Origin of the sequence: Consotaella aegiceratis, assembly GCF_036541425.1 — a bacterium.
In the GTDB taxonomy this organism is placed as follows: Bacteria; Pseudomonadota; Alphaproteobacteria; order Rhizobiales; family Rhizobiaceae; genus Consotaella; species Consotaella aegiceratis.
Genome location: NZ_JAZHFT010000026.1, coordinates 47,016 through 61,736 on the forward strand (window position 1 = coordinate 47,016; position 14,721 = coordinate 61,736).

Sequence of the window (14,721 nt, forward strand, 5' to 3'; positions counted from 1 at the left end):
CGCGGTCGGTCGGTCGGCGAATGGGTCTTCAGGCTGAGGCCGCCTTATAGGGGCAAGGGCGGCATCGGGAAAGGGGGAGGCAGTGTCTTTGGTTCAAGATCGGGACGGATGGGTGAGCCAGCAAGAGACCGCAATGGCGGTTTGTATCGGCAAACCGTAGGCCGCGGTCAGTCAAACGTCCGGCATTCCATGATGAAAATGTCCGGATCTTCCCGCCTTTGGCTTGTTTTCGGCTCGCCGACAGCGCGGCGCACGAGCAGTTTCCGCGGCCACTTCAGATAAATACAATCAAAAGTTGAACATACTTAAAATAAAAAATACCTTAGGTTGTGTGGCCGCGAATCAAAGGTCGCTTAAGAGAGGAGAGAACACATGTCTGGTTTAAATATCATCACGGCGCCGGCGCAAATCTCCATCGCGTCGCCAGCGCTCCTCACCGGGGCCGCCGCTGGCAGGGTTGCTGACGGCGTGACGTCGTGGAAGGTCTCGACGAAGCGTGGAACGCAGATCGGGGTGGGAGCGTCGGTGTCCGGGGCGGGCGCATGGGTGGAAATGAGCGGAGTTTTCAATTTCAAGCTTCGCCGGCTCGAATCTTCCAAGACCTATGATCGGATGAAGACAGAGTACAGCATCAGCGGGGGGGTCAGCGCATTCTGGAGTTGGCTTGGCATTTCCGCCAACGCATCGACCCACAAGGAAGAAATTCACGAGGTCTTCACCGAACTGTCCCAGTCACAGGAGGTCGACGGCGTCGCCAACTTCAAAATGGACATCACGGGCATCTATCCCAATGTCCGCGTCGATGCGTCGGCCTACGTCATGATCTTTCAGATCGAAGATGGCGACGGCAACACCTACAACATGGTATCCAACGGCGATCCGTCGAGCGATACCGGAGCGCAAGACCAGAACGGAAATGCTCTGCCCCAGCGCAACAACGACAGCACGATCACGATCTGACATCTGAGCGAGCGTCGAGGCGGGATATGCGAGAGCCGTCCGCTTTCGCGTATCCCCGATGGCTGAATCTGCCGGCGTGGATCAAGGTATGGGGCGGGCGTCATGGTCCAGCGCTAAACCGCCTAACGGTGGCGGCCGCCCTCGGGACGTTGCCGGTTGTCATCCCGGCCCTTGAGCCGGGATCCTGCCTTCTTCGTGCCTTCGTTGGATGAAGCCAAACGGCACCTCGAAAGGAGCTCGTTCAGTATCCCCGAACGGGACACGCCGACAATGGGCCCGGCTCGGGCAGCACCTCAGGCGGCCTTGCCCTGGTCCGCCTTGTGCGCGTCGATCATCTCGAAGAAGCGCTTGAAGAGATAGTGTGAATCCTGCGGTCCGGGCGACGCCTCCGGATGATGCTGGACCGAAAACACCGGCTTGTCCGTCAGGCGCAGCCCGCAGTTCGAACCGTCGAACAGCGACACGTGCGTCTCTTCCACGCTCTCGGGAAGCGAATCCTTGGCGACCGCGAAGCCGTGGTTCATCGACACGATCTCGACCTTGCCGGTGGTGAAATCCTTCACCGGATGGTTGGCGCCGTGATGGCCCTGATGCATCTTCTGGGTCTGTCCGCCCAGGGCCAGCGCCAGCATCTGATGACCGAGGCAGATGCCGAACATCGGAATGCCGGTCTCGATCAGCGCCTGGATCGTCGGCACGGCGTAGTCGCCGGTGGCCGCCGGATCGCCGGGACCGTTGGACAGGAAGATGCCGTCGGGCTGGTGCGCCAGGATCTCTTCGGGGCTCGCCGTCGGCGGCACCACGACGACCTTGGCGCCGAGCCCGGCCATCAGTCGCAGGATGTTGCGCTTGGTGCCGTAGTCGATGGCCACGATCGTATAGCGGGGTTCGGACTCGTCCTTGCCGTAGCCGCCGCCCCAGGCCCAGGGCTTCTCGTTCCAGATCACCTCCGCGCCGGCAGCCACGTCCTTGGCGAGGTCGAGCCCGATCAGACCGGGCCAGGCCTTGGCCCGGGCCTTGAGCGCCTCGACGTCGAAATTGCCGTCCGGATCGTGCGCGATGACCGCATTCGGCATGCCGTTTTCGCGGATGTGGACCGTGAGGGCCCGGGTGTCGATGCCGCACAGCGCGATGACGCCGCGCGCCTTGAGCCAATCGTCGAGGCCTTGCGCCGCGCGATAGTTGGAATAGGGCGAGATGTCGGCGCGGAAGATCGCACCCACGGCGCCGGCCGACTTGTCCGGAACCAGATCCTCGAAATCTTCGGTGTTCGTCCCCACATTTCCGATGTGCGGAAAGGTGAACGTGACGATCTGCTTGGCGTAGGACGGATCGGTCAGAATCTCCTGATATCCAGTCAGCGCCGTATTGAAGCAGACCTCGCCTTCGGTGGCTCCGGTCGCACCCAGGCCCTGGCCCTCGATCACCGTTCCGTCGGCGAGCACCAGCAGGGCGGTGGGCTTGCGTGTGGTCCAGCCGTCGGTCATGCGCGTCCTCGATCGTTCTCGGCAAACCGGCGCGGCACAAAGCGACGCGGATTTGCGCTAAATCATTCGATGGTCGCAGGTTCCGTTCGAAAAGCCGCGGGGGGCATGATCGGGCCAACCTGCCTCGGGTCGCCGGTGTCGGGCGTCCGGCTGTCCTGGATATCGCCGCTTCGCTCTCAAACCGCAAGTGGCTTGCATAAGACGGCGGAGCGCATTACATCGCCGCGCTGTTTCCGGCCCGGCCGTCGCTAAAGATGACGAAACGACGACAACAGGCTACAATCATAGGTCTGACGAGAGTCGTCGCCGATTGAGAATGCAGCCAAAACACGTCGAAATCGTTTGGGCGGTCATGGGCCGAGTGAACTTCAACACTTTCGCAATCTGAATGGGGTGCTTCTAGCACACGGCCTCATTTTGGCCGGACATTCCTGTGGTGGCGTCAATGGTACATCATGTAGTCCGCGAGCAACTCGCGGAATCTCTGAGCAAGGCAGTCAAGGAACAGGACAAGCGCCGGACCGGCATGTTCCGGCTGATCAACGCCGCCATCAAGGATCGCGACATCGCCGATCGCAGCGAAGGTCGCGACGTGGCCGGCGAAGACGAGATCCTTCAGATCCTCGTCAAGATGATCAAGCAGCGCAAGGAATCGGTGCGCTCCTATGACGAGGCCGGCCAGTTCGACATGGCCGAGCGGGAGCGCGAGGAAATCGCCATCATCAAGGAGCTGCTGCCCGCCCAGCTCAACTGGGGCGAAATGGAACAGGCCTGTCGGCAGGTGGTGGAAGAGACCGATGCCAAAGGGTTGCGCGATGTCGGGCGCTGCATGAACAAGCTCAAGGCGCGCTATCCCGGTCAGATGGATTTCGGCGAGGCGAGCTCCGTGGTGAAGACGCTGCTGAAATAGGCCGGCAGCCTACCGCGCGATTCCCAGCCGATCGCTATTGAGCCGGAGAAAACAAAGCTAGAGCAGCAGCCAGAGACCCATGGCGGCCAGCGCCAAGGCGCTCACCAGAGCCAGACCGAAGACGCGAGCATCACCGCGCAGCTTTATCTTCCATGAGCCGCTGTAGGCGTCCTTCTGTGCCTCCCGCATCTTTCGATCGAGGTCGGCCATGTTGAAATGATTTCGGGTTTCGTCCGAAATCATCGTGGTCAGAGCCTTTCGGTCTTGGCGAATTCGGCCATGAGCGCCGGATACTCGTCTTCGGGCGGATATTGTTCGAAGCTGTACACCGCGGGCGTCGTTGCCCACGGCAGCTTTTCGCTCGTACAGGTCTCGATGAACGGGCGGAACGTGGACGCGTCGTCCAGCATCGTGGCCCGAACGTTGACGAACGGTCCCATGGCATCGAACCGGGTAAAGAGCCAACTCATGCAATGGCCGCAGAACAAATGCCGGATTTCTCCGTGCAGCCCGCCGATCACCGGATCGCCGCTGATCACTTCGAACGTATCCGCCGGATAGAGCGCGCTCAAGGAAAACGCGCTGGCCGTCATGCGCTGGCAGCCGGTGCAGTGGCAGGCGAAGGTCATCGCCGGTTGGCCGCGGACTGTGAAACGGAGCCGCCCACAGCGGCAACCGCCCTCGCGAACGTCCTTTTCCATCAAATATTCTCCTCCAGGCGCCTTCTCGCCAATAGCACACATCGTGCCGAGGCGTACCGGGGCCGGCATCTCTGACACCGGTCGCCGATACGTCAGCAACGCCGCGCCTGACGATCAAAACATCATCGACCAGATCAGCGGCAGGAGGATGGCCGTGGCGATGGCGTTGAGGCCCATGGCGAGACCCGAAAAGGCGCCGGCCGCCTCGCCCTCTTGCAGGGCCCGCGCCGTGCCGAGACCATGCGAGGCCATGCCCAGGCCGAAGCCGCGCGCCCGTTCGTCTCTGATGCCCACGAGCGTCAGGACAAAGGGGCCGGCGGTGGCGCCGAGCACGCCGGTGATCAGCACGAAGACAGCGGCGAGCGAGGGAAGACCACCGAGCTTTTCGACGATGCCCATGGCGACCGGCGTGGTCACCGATTTCGGCGCCAGGCTCATCAGCGTCTCGCGGTCGGCGCCGAGCGCGGCGGCCAGGGCCAGGGTGGAGGCGATGGCGGTGAGCGAGCCGGCAATGAGCCCGACAACGATCGCCACGGCGCGGCGCTTGATCCGGTCCCATTGCCGGTAGAGCGGCACGGCCAGGGCCACGGTGGCCGGTCCGAGCAGGAAGTGGACGAACTGCGCACCCTCGAAATAGGTATCGTAGCTCGTGCCCGTGAGCATCAGCACCGTGACGATGACGACGATCGACAGAAGCAGCGGATGAAAGAGCGCCATTCGGCCGCTCTTCTCGTAGACGAAGAGCGACGCGAGATAAGCGGCGAGCGTCAGGGTCAGCGACAGGAGCGGCGAGGCCGCGAGATAGACCCAGATATCCCCGAGTCCAGACAGGGCGTCGGTCATGACTGGCCCTTCGGCGTGGTGCCGCGCGTCAGCCATTGCAGCACATGGCCGGCGACGATCATCGTGGCGAAGGTCGACACCAGGATCGCGCCGGCGATGGCGAGCCAGCTTTGGCCGAGACGGCTGAAATGCACCATCACGCCGACGCTGGCGGGGATGAAGAGCAGGGTGAGGTGCGCCAGCAAGCCGGCGGACGCCCGCTCGATCTCGATCGGAACGCGACCGCGAATCACCAGAGCGGTGAACAGGATGACCATGCCGATGACCGGTCCCGGCAGCGGCAGGCCGGTGGCCGCGGCGACGAGTTCGCCGATCAGTTGGCAGGCGAAGATGGCGGTGAGGGCAGGAAGCATGGGAAGGTCCATATCAAGCAGGACGTCGCGGTGGGGAACCGCACTGCGTGAGTAAGGCGACTCTTTAGGCCCCCATAGACAGGCTGTCTCCCCTTCTTGTGGTGAGGGCAGCCATGCAGCCATTGCCGCTGGGGCCTGTGGATCGATGTGGAGAAATTTAAATCGCGGCGGGGAGAGGCACTTTCGTGCTAACGCACCCTCATGAGATTTTCCAACAGCTTTCTCGACGACATTCGCGAGCGCGTGCCGATCTCTGACGTGATCGGCCGCCGCGTGACGTGGGATCGCCGCAAGTCGCAGCCTTCGAAGGGCGATTGGTGGGCCTGCTGCCCGTTCCACGGCGAAAAGACGCCCTCGTTCCACTGTGAGGACGCCAAGGGCCGCTATCATTGCTTCGGCTGCGGGGTGTCGGGTGATCATTTTCGCTTCCTGACCGAGGCGGAGGGGCTGTCCTTTCCCGAAGCGGTCGAGCGGCTGGCGGCGCAAGCCGGGCTGCCCATGCCGGCGCAGGACAGCCAAGCCCGCGAGCGCGACGAAAAGCGCGCGACGCTGCTCGACGCGCTACGGCTGGCGGCCGATTTCTTTCGCGGCAGCTTGCAGGAGGCCGAGGGCGCCAAGGCGCGCGCCTATCTGCGTGATCGCGGGCTCAATCCGCAGACGCAAAAGACCTTCGGCCTCGGCTATGCTCCCGATGCCCGCAACCGGCTGAAGGGCTTTCTGGCCGACAAGGGCATCGGCAAGGAGGAGATCGAAGCGGCCGGCCTGGTGGTGCACGGTCCCGACATCGCGGTTTCCTACGACCGGTTTCGCGACCGCATCATGTTTCCGATCCTCGACACCCACGAGAAGGTGATCGCCTTCGGCGGGCGGGCGCTGTCGGCCGGCGTACCGGCGAAATATCTGAATTCGCCGGAGACCGAGGTCTTCCACAAGGGCACCGTTCTCTACAACCACGCCCGCGCGCGCCGGGCGGCCCGGAACGCCGGAACGCTGATCGTCGTAGAGGGCTATGTCGACGTCATCGCGCTCGCCCAGGCCGGCTTCGACCATGCGGTGGCGCCGCTCGGCACAGCGCTGACCGACCGGCAGCTGGAGTTGCTGTGGCGCGACACCGGCGAACCGGTGCTCTGCTTCGACGGCGATGCCGCCGGGCTGAAGGCGGCGCACCGCGCGGCCGATCTGGCGCTGCCGCTCCTGAAACCGGGCCACTCGCTGCGCTTTGCGCTCTTGCCAGACGGCCGCGATCCCGACGATCTGGTGCGCGCCGACGGTCCGCAGGCCTTTGCCGAAGTGATCGCCGAGGCCCGACCGCTGGCCGACCTCTTATGGATGCGCGAGACGGCCGGAGGCATCTTCGACACGCCCGAGCGCCGTGCCGACCTGGAGCAGCGGCTGAAGACGCTGACCCGCCAGATCGGCGACGAGAGCGTGCGGCGTCACTATCTGCAGGACGTCGACGAGCGGCTGCGCGGCTTTTTCGGTCCCGCGCCGGAACCGCGTCGCGGCCGTTCCGACCGGTTCGAGACGCGCCGGCCGGCCGCGTCGAACCGGCATGGCGGCCCGTCGCGGCGCACCCCGATCTCCGATCGGCTCAGCCGCTCGGGCCTGGTGCGGCGGGAGACGACGGCCCATCCCTCCGGCCGTGCGGTGGCGATCGTCATCGGCTTCATCAACCATCCGATCCTATTCCACGAGGCCTTCGACCATTTCGCCGATCTCGACCTGCCGGCCGGCGACCTCGCGCGGCTGCGTTCCTGCGTGCTCGACATCTACGCCGAGCGCTCGCCGGCCGATCGCGATGCGCTTCTGGCCGAGGTGGAGCGGCGCGGCCTCATCGATGTCTTCAATGCCCATGAGCAGCGGGTGCGGTACCTGCGCTTCTGGCCGGCGCTCGCCGACGCGGCGCTCGAGGACGCGCGCGAGGCGATCCGTCAGGCGCTCCACTTGCACCACAGATTTCGCTTATTAACTAAGGAGTTGGAATTGGCCGAGGAAGCCCTGCGTGTGGCGGTTTCCGATGTCGGTGAGGCGGACCCGTCCGTCTCCGAGGCGGCCTATGCCAACATGATCGAAATCAAGCGAGAGATCGAAAGTCTTGGCGGAATGGAAGCGCTGATCGACGGGTTCGGTGTCCTGTCGGGGCGATCGGCGAAAGCCTATTGACCTGACTATAACCTTTTCCTGCGATCAGTGCGGCAATTTCGTCTTTCAGGGTCTGGAATCGAGACTGGCGCTTGACTTTCGATGCAAAATCGGACCAGACGCCGTTTTTGCGGCTAACGATCTTGAAATACGGGAAAACTGCGCCTTTTAACAGGGCGCCTTGAATAGTGGACCGGCGTTTGGCCCAGGCGAAAATGAGTGGGTAAGCAAACGGTTGCGGTCCGCGCCGACGGCTGCGAGTGGGGATCGGCATTGTCCTTGTCCCAGTCCGGCACGAGGCGTGAATTGGGGAAAGATATCCATGGCGACAAAGGTCGACGAAAGCGAAGCGGCAGTGGAAGAGCGCCCGGAGACCCCGGACGGTCCCCTGCTCGACCTTTCGGATGATACCGTCAAGAAGATGATCAAGGCCGCCAAGAAGCGCGGCTTTGTGACCATGGACACGTTGAACTCGCTGCTCAACGAGGACGTCACCTCGGAGCAGATCGAGGACATCATGGCGATGCTCAACGACATGGGCATCAACGTGGTGGAAGAGGGCGAAGAGGAGGACACGGAAGACTCCTCCGACGAGACCGGCACCGATGTCGCCGAACTCGGTGGCAGTGGCGGCGCCGTTGCCACGGCGCCCAAGCGCGAGGCGGCCGACCGGACCGATGATCCCGTGCGCATGTATCTGCGCGAGATGGGTGCGGTCGAATTGCTGTCGCGCGAGGGCGAGATCGCCATCGCGAAGCGCATCGAGGCCGGCCGCGAGACCATGATCGCGGGTCTCTGCGAAAGCCCCCTGACGTTCCAGGCCATCATCATCTGGCGTGACGAGCTCAACGAAGGCAACATCATGTTGCGCGAGGTGGTCGACCTCGAGGCAACCTACGCCGGCCCGGAGGCGCGCACGCCCGCGCCGGCGCCTGCGGCTCCCGCTGCCCCCGAAGCCGAACAGCCGCGTCAGGCTACGAACGGCGAGAACGGCGAAGCCGAGGGCGAAGGCTCCAGCGACGACGAGGACGACGACGATTTCGAGAATTCGCTGTCGCTGGCGGCGATGGAGGCCGAGATCCGGCCTCAGGTGATGGCGACCTTCGATCTGATCGCCGACTCCTATCGTCGCCTGCGCAAGCTGCAGGACCAGCAGGTGGAGAACCGGCTGGCCGCCCAAGGTACGCTGTCGCCGAGCCAGGAGCGCAGCTACAAGAAGCTGAAGGAAGACCTGATCACGGCGGTCAAGAGCCTGTCTCTCAACCAGAACCGTATCGACGCCCTGGTCGCCCAGCTCTACGACATCAACAAGCGTCTCGTCGGCAATGAGGGCCGGTTGCTGCGGCTCGCCGAAAGCTATGGGGTGAAGCGCGAGGACTTCCTGAAGAACTATCAGGGCTCCGAGCTCGATCCCAACTGGACGCGTCACATCGCCAATCTGTCCGGCAAGGGCTGGCTCAAGTTCGTCCAGAGCGAGAAGGACGGCATCAAGAACCTGCGCCAGGAGATCCAGAGCCTCGCCACCGAGACGGGCCTGGAGATCACCGAGTTCCGCCGCATCGTCTCGATGGTGCAGAAGGGCGAGCGCGAGGCCCGCATCGCCAAGAAGGAGATGGTGGAGGCGAACCTTCGTCTCGTCATCTCCATCGCCAAGAAGTACACCAACCGCGGCCTGCAGTTCCTGGATCTGATCCAGGAGGGCAACATCGGCCTGATGAAGGCGGTGGACAAGTTCGAGTACCGGCGCGGCTACAAGTTCTCGACCTACGCCACGTGGTGGATCCGCCAGGCGATCACCCGTTCGATCGCCGACCAGGCCCGCACCATCCGCATTCCGGTGCACATGATCGAGACGATCAACAAGATCGTCCGGACCTCGCGCCAGATGCTGCACGAGATCGGCCGCGAGCCGACCCCGGAGGAGTTGGCCGAAAAGCTGGCGATGCCGCTGGAAAAGGTCCGCAAGGTCCTGAAGATCGCCAAGGAGCCGATCTCCCTCGAAACGCCGGTGGGCGACGAGGAAGACAGCCATCTCGGCGACTTCATCGAGGACAAGAACGCGGTGCTGCCCATCGACGCGGCGATCCAGGCGAATCTGCGCGAGACGACGACGCGCGTCCTCGCCTCGCTCACCCCGCGCGAGGAGCGTGTGCTGCGCATGCGCTTCGGCATCGGCATGAACACCGACCACACGCTGGAAGAGGTCGGCCAGCAGTTCTCGGTGACGCGTGAGCGCATCCGCCAGATCGAGGCCAAGGCGCTCCGGAAGCTCAAGCATCCGAGCCGTTCGCGCAAGCTCAGGAGCTTCCTGGACAGCTAGTGCCGCCTGTTGCGGCGTCCGTCGCAGCGTGCGGAGAATTTCGGAACGGAAGAGCCCGTTCTCGACGTCACCCTCGGGCTCCGGCCCGAGGGTCCAGTTTTAGGTGGCGCCGGTCGGGCCGTCGCCGGAAAGCACAGTTTTTCGGGGATGATCTGGATCCTCGGGACGGAGCCCGAGGATGACGACTGGGGCCCGGATGACGACCGGTGGCCGCCGCCGTGGTGAACGGGCGGCCTAGCCGCCAAGCGTGGGAGTTGAGCCGATGTCCTTCCTGAAAAAGCTGTTTGGCGGTGGCGGCGAGACGTCGTCCGCACCACGCGCGACCGCGACGGAGGACTACAACGGCTTTTCCATCGCCGCCCAGCCGATGCGCGAGGGAGGCCAGTTCCGCCTCGCCGCAATGATCCAGAAGGAGATCGGCGGCGAGACGAAGTCCCACCGCCTGATCCGCGCCGACCTCTTCCAGAGCGAAGACGAAGCCACCGGCGCCGCGTTGCGCAAGGCCCGTCAGGTCATCGACGAGCAGGGCGACAAGCTGTTCGACTAACGGCAGGCGGTTAAGTCGCGGTCCGAGCCTTCCTTTCGGCGAGGCGAGCTGAAATGAGGAATTGCCCAAGTTTCGGCATGCCGGATGGCGATGGCCGCCTGCTGTTTCGCTCGCTCTGCTCCTCTGCGCGTTTATTTGCGGACGACTACGCCGGAGTACCCCCGCCATGCGCATGCGCTGCCTATTCGCCGCCTTCTTCATCGCAGGCTTTTGTCCGTTTCAAACCTTGGCCCAAAGCCTCGAGCTTTCGGTCGCGGACGCTCGACCGATGTATGACGACGCCATGCAGGAATGGAGGGTTTTTGTCCGATTGGATCGCGAGAGTACGAGAGCGTTTGCCGAGTTCACCTATGCCCACGTGCAACAACCGATCAGGGTGCTGGTGGACGGTGAAGTGGTTGTCACGCCATTCATCCAAACGCCGTTGGACGGTGGGACTTTGAGCTTTGGCGGATTGGAAAGTTCGGCGGCGACCGACGCTCTGGCCGAGCGATTGCGGAACCGGCGGTCCGTCCTCACGGTCGCTCCCGCCAACTAGCGTGATCGCCGCATTTATGGTCGCGGCGCTGCTGCCAACATCTCGTCTGGTCCAGGTGTCGATGTTCGCTTCTGGTCGACGTACGGCATCAAACACCAAGGGGTGAAATCGAGAAGTCGGATCGTATGGACGAGCGCCTGGTCAATCTCGAAATCTTCGAACGGAACAGCGAGGCCTTGGTCCTCGCATCCAAGCTTCAAGCCTACGGCATTTTCGCCCATGTCGACGGCCCGACCGCAGCGCTGCCGCAACGGCGACCGATCCAAATGGGCGGCATTCCGGTCAAGGTTCGCGCCAAGGACTACGAGATCGCGAAGGCGATCATGGAGGACGTGTCTCCCGCGGCGGCCCAGCCGAGAAGGATGTCCGTCCGAAATGGGCCGGCAGCAGGAGTGCTTCTGTGCACCGGCGTCATGGCCGCATTGCTCATGCGAGCCCGGTTCGAAGCTACGAACGATGGCCTCTTCGGCATTACCCTTTTCCTCTTGGTCGTTTACGTCGTCGCCATCGGCGAGGCGATCCGCCGTCGGCGCCAATGGTGGACCTTGCTGACCCTGCCGATCCCCGTGGCTCTGGCGGTCCGCCTTGTCGCTTTTTGAGCACTCCGGGTTCGGTCGATCGTGGGGGTCCGAGAGAAGGGCGGGTAGCGGAGGAGCATAGCGTGCCGAACGGCCTCAACGCGACCGGAGCGCAATCGTCGCCGACGTCCGGCCCGATGGGCACACTGTCGTCTCGGCTTTCGGTTTCGGGAGCAAAGATCGACGATAGAGCGAACGACATTGGCCTGAAAATCGCTCCCCTTCGCTGTCGTTGAAGAGGCGGGCCTGTCCTTCACCTTTCAAACTCGCTATCCCGGCGCCGACGAATTCGAGATAATGGTCGGTGATGGCGGGCGCAGCGGCAACGGAGACGATCGGGATGGGCCGAGGGGCTGACGTGGCGACCGAAGCTGGAACTCTCCGCTTCCTGCGCCTCGATCACGGTCCGCGCTTTTCCGACGCCGTCATGGCGGTGTCCGATACCGTGCCCGTCAAGCTCGGCGCCTTGCTCAAGCTAGAGGCGAGGGCGGGGTTGGGCGGTCTGGTCCGCACCCTCGCGCGGGGCCTGTTCGGGCGCGTGCCGCCGAAAGTGGCGTCACTGGCCGAGGAGAATCTGGCGCGGCGCCGCATCGCCGTCCCGGGTCCTTACGAATGGGCACCGGTGGCGGCGTTCTATCGCCGCAGCGTCGCCTTGCGCGCCATGCTGCTCCTGAACGAACTCCGGCGGCGGACCGCGGCAAAGGGTTACACGGCCTGCCTGATCTACAACGGCTCGCTGGTGCCGCAGAACGTGCTGGCGCTGCACGCGGACGAGGCGGGGCTGAAGCGGCTCTATTTCGAGGGCGGCTTCTTTCCCGGCACGCTGCAGGTCGACCCCAAGGGCATCAACGGCAACAACTCGGTGCCGCGCGAGCCGCGCTTCTATCGCGAGCATGCGGCCGCGTTCGGCCCCGAGATCGGCGATCGGTCGCTCAACCGCCGCACGCCCAAGCTGAAGCCCGACGACACCAGCGGCGAGGCACTGCCGGAGCGCTATGTGTTCGTGCCGTTCCAGGTGCCGAGCGACATGCAGATCCGCAATCTGTCGCCCTGGGTGCCCAGCATGCACGCCTTCTATCGGCTGCTGGAGCGCCTGGCGGGCGAGATCGCCGACGTGACCTTCGTCATCAAGGAGCATCCGAGCTTCCGCCGCTCGCTGAAGCGCGAGGTCGTGCCGCATCCGCGCATCCGCTTCTTCAACGACCGGGTGACGGGCGACCTGATCGAAGGGGCGCAGGCCGTGCTGACGATCAACTCGACCGTCGGCATCGAGGGCGTGCTGCTCGGCAAGACCGTCATCACGCTTGGGATCGCCTGCTACAACGTGGAGGGCATCGTGCGCCACGCGCGATCCTTTGACGACCTGCGCGAGGCAATCGCCGGATTGAGCGCCTGGCAGCCGGACGAGGCGTTGCGCGGCGATTTCCTGCGCTTCGTGCGCAATCGCTACCTCTATGTCGGCGGCTACGACGACATGACGCCGCAGCAGCTTTTGGCGCGGCTCGACGATACAGCCGGATGGTTCCGAGAGACGGAAGCCGGTTGAGGCGGAACGCGCTGGCCGCCAGCCCAGCGCCGCCGAGCGGGCCGATCGCTTGTGATGCTTTTGTGTCGGGATCGGCGCCTTTCCACAGCTCGATTCCCTTCACGGCCCGTGCGACATTGTCGCAGAACCTTCCCTAAGGTAAAGGCGCAGGTCATACCGTTCGAGAGGGGGGCTGCATGCGCTTTACGCGAATCGTCATCGGAGGAGTGCTGTGCGCCGCCGTGTTGACCGGCTGCACGACGACCGAGGACGCCAATCTGGCGATCCAGTCGCAATGGATGGGGCAGCCGAGCGATGCGTTCTTCGCCCAATACGGCCCGCCCGCCAGCCAATTCGCCCTGAACGACGGCGGCACGATCTATACTTGGCGCGGCGGCGACACGGAGCGCAGCATCGCCGCCCAGTACCGGCCGATGACCGAGTCGGAGAAGAAGCACGCCAAGGACGGTCCGCGCACCGTCATCAACATCGGCAGCGACCCGGCGCCTTATGTGCCGCCGGGCCAAGTTCTGGTCAGCCCCGCGCGCACCGAGCAGCTCGGCTGCGAGGCACAGATCGCCACCAACGCCGACGGCATCATCACCTCGATCCGCACCAGCCGCGACACCGACGGTCAGGGCTTCAGCTTCTCGCGTTGCGCCGAGGTGTTCGGGGTCGAATGATAGCCGGCCTGGGCGCCGGACCGAGCTTGAAACACTGTGGCGCGACGCCATCATCACCGTCGGTCCGTAAGTGGCCGGACGGCGGAAAGGTGAGGACGATGAGCGAACAGGCGAGCGGCGAGTTGGTGCGGGCTTATGTCGAGGCCTTCAACGCCAGCGACTGGAGCGGCCTGATCGGCCTGCTCGATGGCGATGTGGCCTACGATCCGGGCGAGGGCGGCCGGCAGATTGGGCCCAGGGCGTTTCGCGACGCTCTGGCCCATCGTGCGCGGTTCTTTCGCGAGCGGATGGAGGACGTCGTGGTCTTCACCGCCGAAGGCGGTACGCGGGCGGCCATCGAGTTCACCCTGCGCGGCGACTATCTCTCGACCCACGACGGGCTGCCCGAGGCGGAAGGCCAGCGCTATGCCGTTCCCGCCGCCCAATTTTTCGAGATCGACGACGGACGAATCTCGCGCGTCACCACCTATCTCGACCAGGCCGCGTTGCGAGCGGCGCTTGCCGGCCGCTAAGCCTTCTCCATCCCACATGCCGGCCGTCCCGCTGGCCTGAACCGGCGATGAACGCCGTCTTCCGCATCGGTTCAGGTCGTCCCTCCTAAGGTCTCCTCATTCTCGCATCGCCGGCCCGGCCGGACGCGAACCCGAAGGAGAGAGACCGATGTTCAAGAGCTTCGCCCGCACCGCCTGCCTCGCCGCCGCCCTCGTTGCCGGCACCGCCGCCATGACCGCCGCTCCGGCCGCTGCCGCCGAGCGCGGCCAGTCGCACATCACCGTCGAGTACCGTGGTCATGACCGCGACCGTGGCCACTATCAAAAATGGCGCGGCGGCCGCGATCACGACGCGCGTCGCGGCGATCGCCGGGCTGCCTGCTCGCCGCACACGGCCGTTCGCAAGGCGCGCTGGATGGGAATCGACCGCGCCCACGTCCGGCGCAGCGACCACCGTTCGGTGGTGGTGTCCGGCCGCCGCTGGGGCCACCGCGCCATGGTGCGCTTCGCCCAGGCGCCGGGTTGCCCGGTCATCGGCATGCGCTGAGCCGGTCGATCCAAACGCACGCAAAAAAGGGCGCGGTGGCCTTCCGGTCGCCGCGCCCTTCGGCATTGAGGAAAGAGGGGCCGCAATCCGGATAGC

The 14,721-nt window shown here is 64.4% G+C and carries 16 protein-coding genes; 11 read left to right on the forward strand and 5 right to left on the reverse strand.

The genetic code is table 11. The annotated features are described in order from the left end of the window. Positions 1-372: 372 nt before the first annotated feature. On the forward strand, positions 373-960 hold the full coding sequence (locus SMD10_RS16800; protein WP_331686887.1) for a hypothetical protein: 588 nt from the start codon (positions 373-375) through the stop codon (positions 958-960). 293 nt (positions 961-1,253) lie between these two features. Here SMD10_RS16800 and carA read toward each other — a convergent pair whose 3' ends face one another. Further along, entirely contained in the window at positions 1,254-2,447 is a 1,194-nt protein-coding gene (gene carA, locus SMD10_RS16805) for a glutamine-hydrolyzing carbamoyl-phosphate synthase small subunit (RefSeq protein WP_331686889.1), read from the reverse strand. 445 nt (positions 2,448-2,892) lie between these two features. Between carA and SMD10_RS16810 the strand changes: the two genes are divergently transcribed. Then, entirely contained in the window at positions 2,893-3,357 is a 465-nt protein-coding gene (locus SMD10_RS16810) for a GatB/YqeY domain-containing protein (protein ID WP_331686890.1), read from the forward strand. A 57-nt stretch (positions 3,358-3,414) separates the two neighbouring features. Here SMD10_RS16810 and SMD10_RS16815 read toward each other — a convergent pair whose 3' ends face one another. The 4 genes from SMD10_RS16815 to SMD10_RS16830 all read right to left on the reverse strand — a co-directional run bounded on the left by SMD10_RS16815 (position 3,415) and on the right by SMD10_RS16830 (position 5,254). After that, entirely contained in the window at positions 3,415-3,600 is a 186-nt protein-coding gene (locus SMD10_RS16815) for a hypothetical protein (protein WP_331686891.1), read from the reverse strand. A gap of 5 nt (positions 3,601-3,605) precedes the next feature. Then, complete coding sequence (locus SMD10_RS16820) at positions 3,606-4,058, reverse strand: GFA family protein (RefSeq protein ID WP_331686916.1); 453 nt, start codon at positions 4,056-4,058, stop codon at positions 3,606-3,608. A gap of 114 nt (positions 4,059-4,172) precedes the next feature. After that, a complete protein-coding gene (locus tag SMD10_RS16825) occupies positions 4,173-4,901 on the reverse strand; it encodes an LrgB family protein (RefSeq protein ID WP_331686892.1) in 729 nt (242 codons plus the stop codon). Beyond that, positions 4,898-5,254, reverse strand: coding sequence for a CidA/LrgA family protein (locus tag SMD10_RS16830; RefSeq protein WP_331686893.1), 357 nt, complete (start codon positions 5,252-5,254; stop codon positions 4,898-4,900). The genes SMD10_RS16825 and SMD10_RS16830 overlap by 4 nt, the downstream gene beginning before the upstream one ends. A 201-nt stretch (positions 5,255-5,455) precedes the next feature. Here SMD10_RS16830 and dnaG point away from each other — a divergent pair, with 201 nt between their 5' ends. From dnaG to SMD10_RS16875, 9 genes are all read left to right on the forward strand, one after another. Beyond that, the gene (gene dnaG / locus SMD10_RS16835; protein WP_331686894.1) at positions 5,456-7,417 is read left to right on the forward strand and encodes a DNA primase; all 1,962 of its coding nucleotides are present in this window, start codon (positions 5,456-5,458) and stop codon (positions 7,415-7,417) included. Between the two features lie 301 nt (positions 7,418-7,718). Continuing rightward, complete coding sequence (rpoD, locus tag SMD10_RS16840; RefSeq protein WP_331686895.1) at positions 7,719-9,716, forward strand: RNA polymerase sigma factor RpoD; 1,998 nt, start codon at positions 7,719-7,721, stop codon at positions 9,714-9,716. 262 nt (positions 9,717-9,978) lie between these two features. Continuing rightward, a complete protein-coding gene (locus SMD10_RS16845) occupies positions 9,979-10,263 on the forward strand; it encodes an HlyU family transcriptional regulator (RefSeq protein ID WP_331686896.1) in 285 nt (94 codons plus the stop codon). Positions 10,264-10,429: 166 nt separating this feature from the next. Then, a complete protein-coding gene (locus SMD10_RS16850) occupies positions 10,430-10,801 on the forward strand; it encodes a SecDF P1 head subdomain-containing protein (protein ID WP_331686897.1) in 372 nt (123 codons plus the stop codon). Positions 10,802-10,926: 125 nt separating this feature from the next. Then, positions 10,927-11,400, forward strand: coding sequence for a hypothetical protein (locus SMD10_RS16855; RefSeq protein ID WP_331686898.1), 474 nt, complete (start codon positions 10,927-10,929; stop codon positions 11,398-11,400). A gap of 319 nt (positions 11,401-11,719) precedes the next feature. Continuing rightward, positions 11,720-12,925 carry a capsular polysaccharide export protein, LipB/KpsS family gene (locus SMD10_RS16860; RefSeq protein ID WP_331686899.1) on the forward strand — a complete coding sequence of 402 codons (1,206 nt, stop codon included), beginning with the start codon at positions 11,720-11,722 and terminating at the stop codon, positions 12,923-12,925. Between the two features lie 176 nt (positions 12,926-13,101). Further along, positions 13,102-13,587: a hypothetical protein gene (locus SMD10_RS16865; protein ID WP_331686900.1), complete on the forward strand. Its 486-nt coding sequence runs from the start codon at positions 13,102-13,104 to the stop codon at positions 13,585-13,587. A gap of 98 nt (positions 13,588-13,685) precedes the next feature. Then, positions 13,686-14,099, forward strand: a complete 414-nt coding sequence (locus SMD10_RS16870; protein ID WP_331686901.1) for a ketosteroid isomerase-related protein — start codon at positions 13,686-13,688, stop codon at positions 14,097-14,099. A gap of 148 nt (positions 14,100-14,247) precedes the next feature. Beyond that, positions 14,248-14,625 (forward strand): hypothetical protein, encoded by a 378-nt coding sequence (locus SMD10_RS16875; RefSeq protein ID WP_331686902.1) that lies wholly within the window; start codon positions 14,248-14,250, stop codon positions 14,623-14,625. Positions 14,626-14,721 lie beyond the last annotated feature (96 nt).

Bases quoted from the DNA above. Each gene is read 5' to 3' on its own strand.
- SMD10_RS16870 (WP_331686901.1), top strand. From the start codon at position 13,686: ATGAGCGAACAGGCGAGCGGCGAGTTGGTGCGGGCTTATGTCGAGGCC.
- SMD10_RS16815 (WP_331686891.1), bottom strand. From the start codon at position 3,600: ATGATTTCGGACGAAACCCGAAATCATTTCAACATGGCCGACCTCGAT.
- SMD10_RS16800 (WP_331686887.1), top strand. From the start codon at position 373: ATGTCTGGTTTAAATATCATCACGGCGCCGGCGCAAATCTCCATCGCG.
- SMD10_RS16850 (WP_331686897.1), top strand. From the start codon at position 10,430: ATGCGCATGCGCTGCCTATTCGCCGCCTTCTTCATCGCAGGCTTTTGT.
- SMD10_RS16830 (WP_331686893.1), bottom strand. From the start codon at position 5,254: ATGCTTCCTGCCCTCACCGCCATCTTCGCCTGCCAACTGATCGGCGAA.
- carA (WP_331686889.1), bottom strand. From the start codon at position 2,447: ATGACCGACGGCTGGACCACACGCAAGCCCACCGCCCTGCTGGTGCTC.
- SMD10_RS16825 (WP_331686892.1), bottom strand. From the start codon at position 4,901: ATGACCGACGCCCTGTCTGGACTCGGGGATATCTGGGTCTATCTCGCG.
- SMD10_RS16810 (WP_331686890.1), top strand. From the start codon at position 2,893: ATGGTACATCATGTAGTCCGCGAGCAACTCGCGGAATCTCTGAGCAAG.
- SMD10_RS16855 (WP_331686898.1), top strand. From the start codon at position 10,927: ATGGACGAGCGCCTGGTCAATCTCGAAATCTTCGAACGGAACAGCGAG.
- SMD10_RS16860 (WP_331686899.1), top strand. From the start codon at position 11,720: ATGGGCCGAGGGGCTGACGTGGCGACCGAAGCTGGAACTCTCCGCTTC.
- SMD10_RS16865 (WP_331686900.1), top strand. From the start codon at position 13,102: ATGCGCTTTACGCGAATCGTCATCGGAGGAGTGCTGTGCGCCGCCGTG.
- dnaG (WP_331686894.1), top strand. From the start codon at position 5,456: ATGAGATTTTCCAACAGCTTTCTCGACGACATTCGCGAGCGCGTGCCG.
- SMD10_RS16845 (WP_331686896.1), top strand. From the start codon at position 9,979: ATGTCCTTCCTGAAAAAGCTGTTTGGCGGTGGCGGCGAGACGTCGTCC.
- SMD10_RS16875 (WP_331686902.1), top strand. From the start codon at position 14,248: ATGTTCAAGAGCTTCGCCCGCACCGCCTGCCTCGCCGCCGCCCTCGTT.
- SMD10_RS16820 (WP_331686916.1), bottom strand. From the start codon at position 4,058: ATGGAAAAGGACGTTCGCGAGGGCGGTTGCCGCTGTGGGCGGCTCCGT.
- rpoD (WP_331686895.1), top strand. From the start codon at position 7,719: ATGGCGACAAAGGTCGACGAAAGCGAAGCGGCAGTGGAAGAGCGCCCG.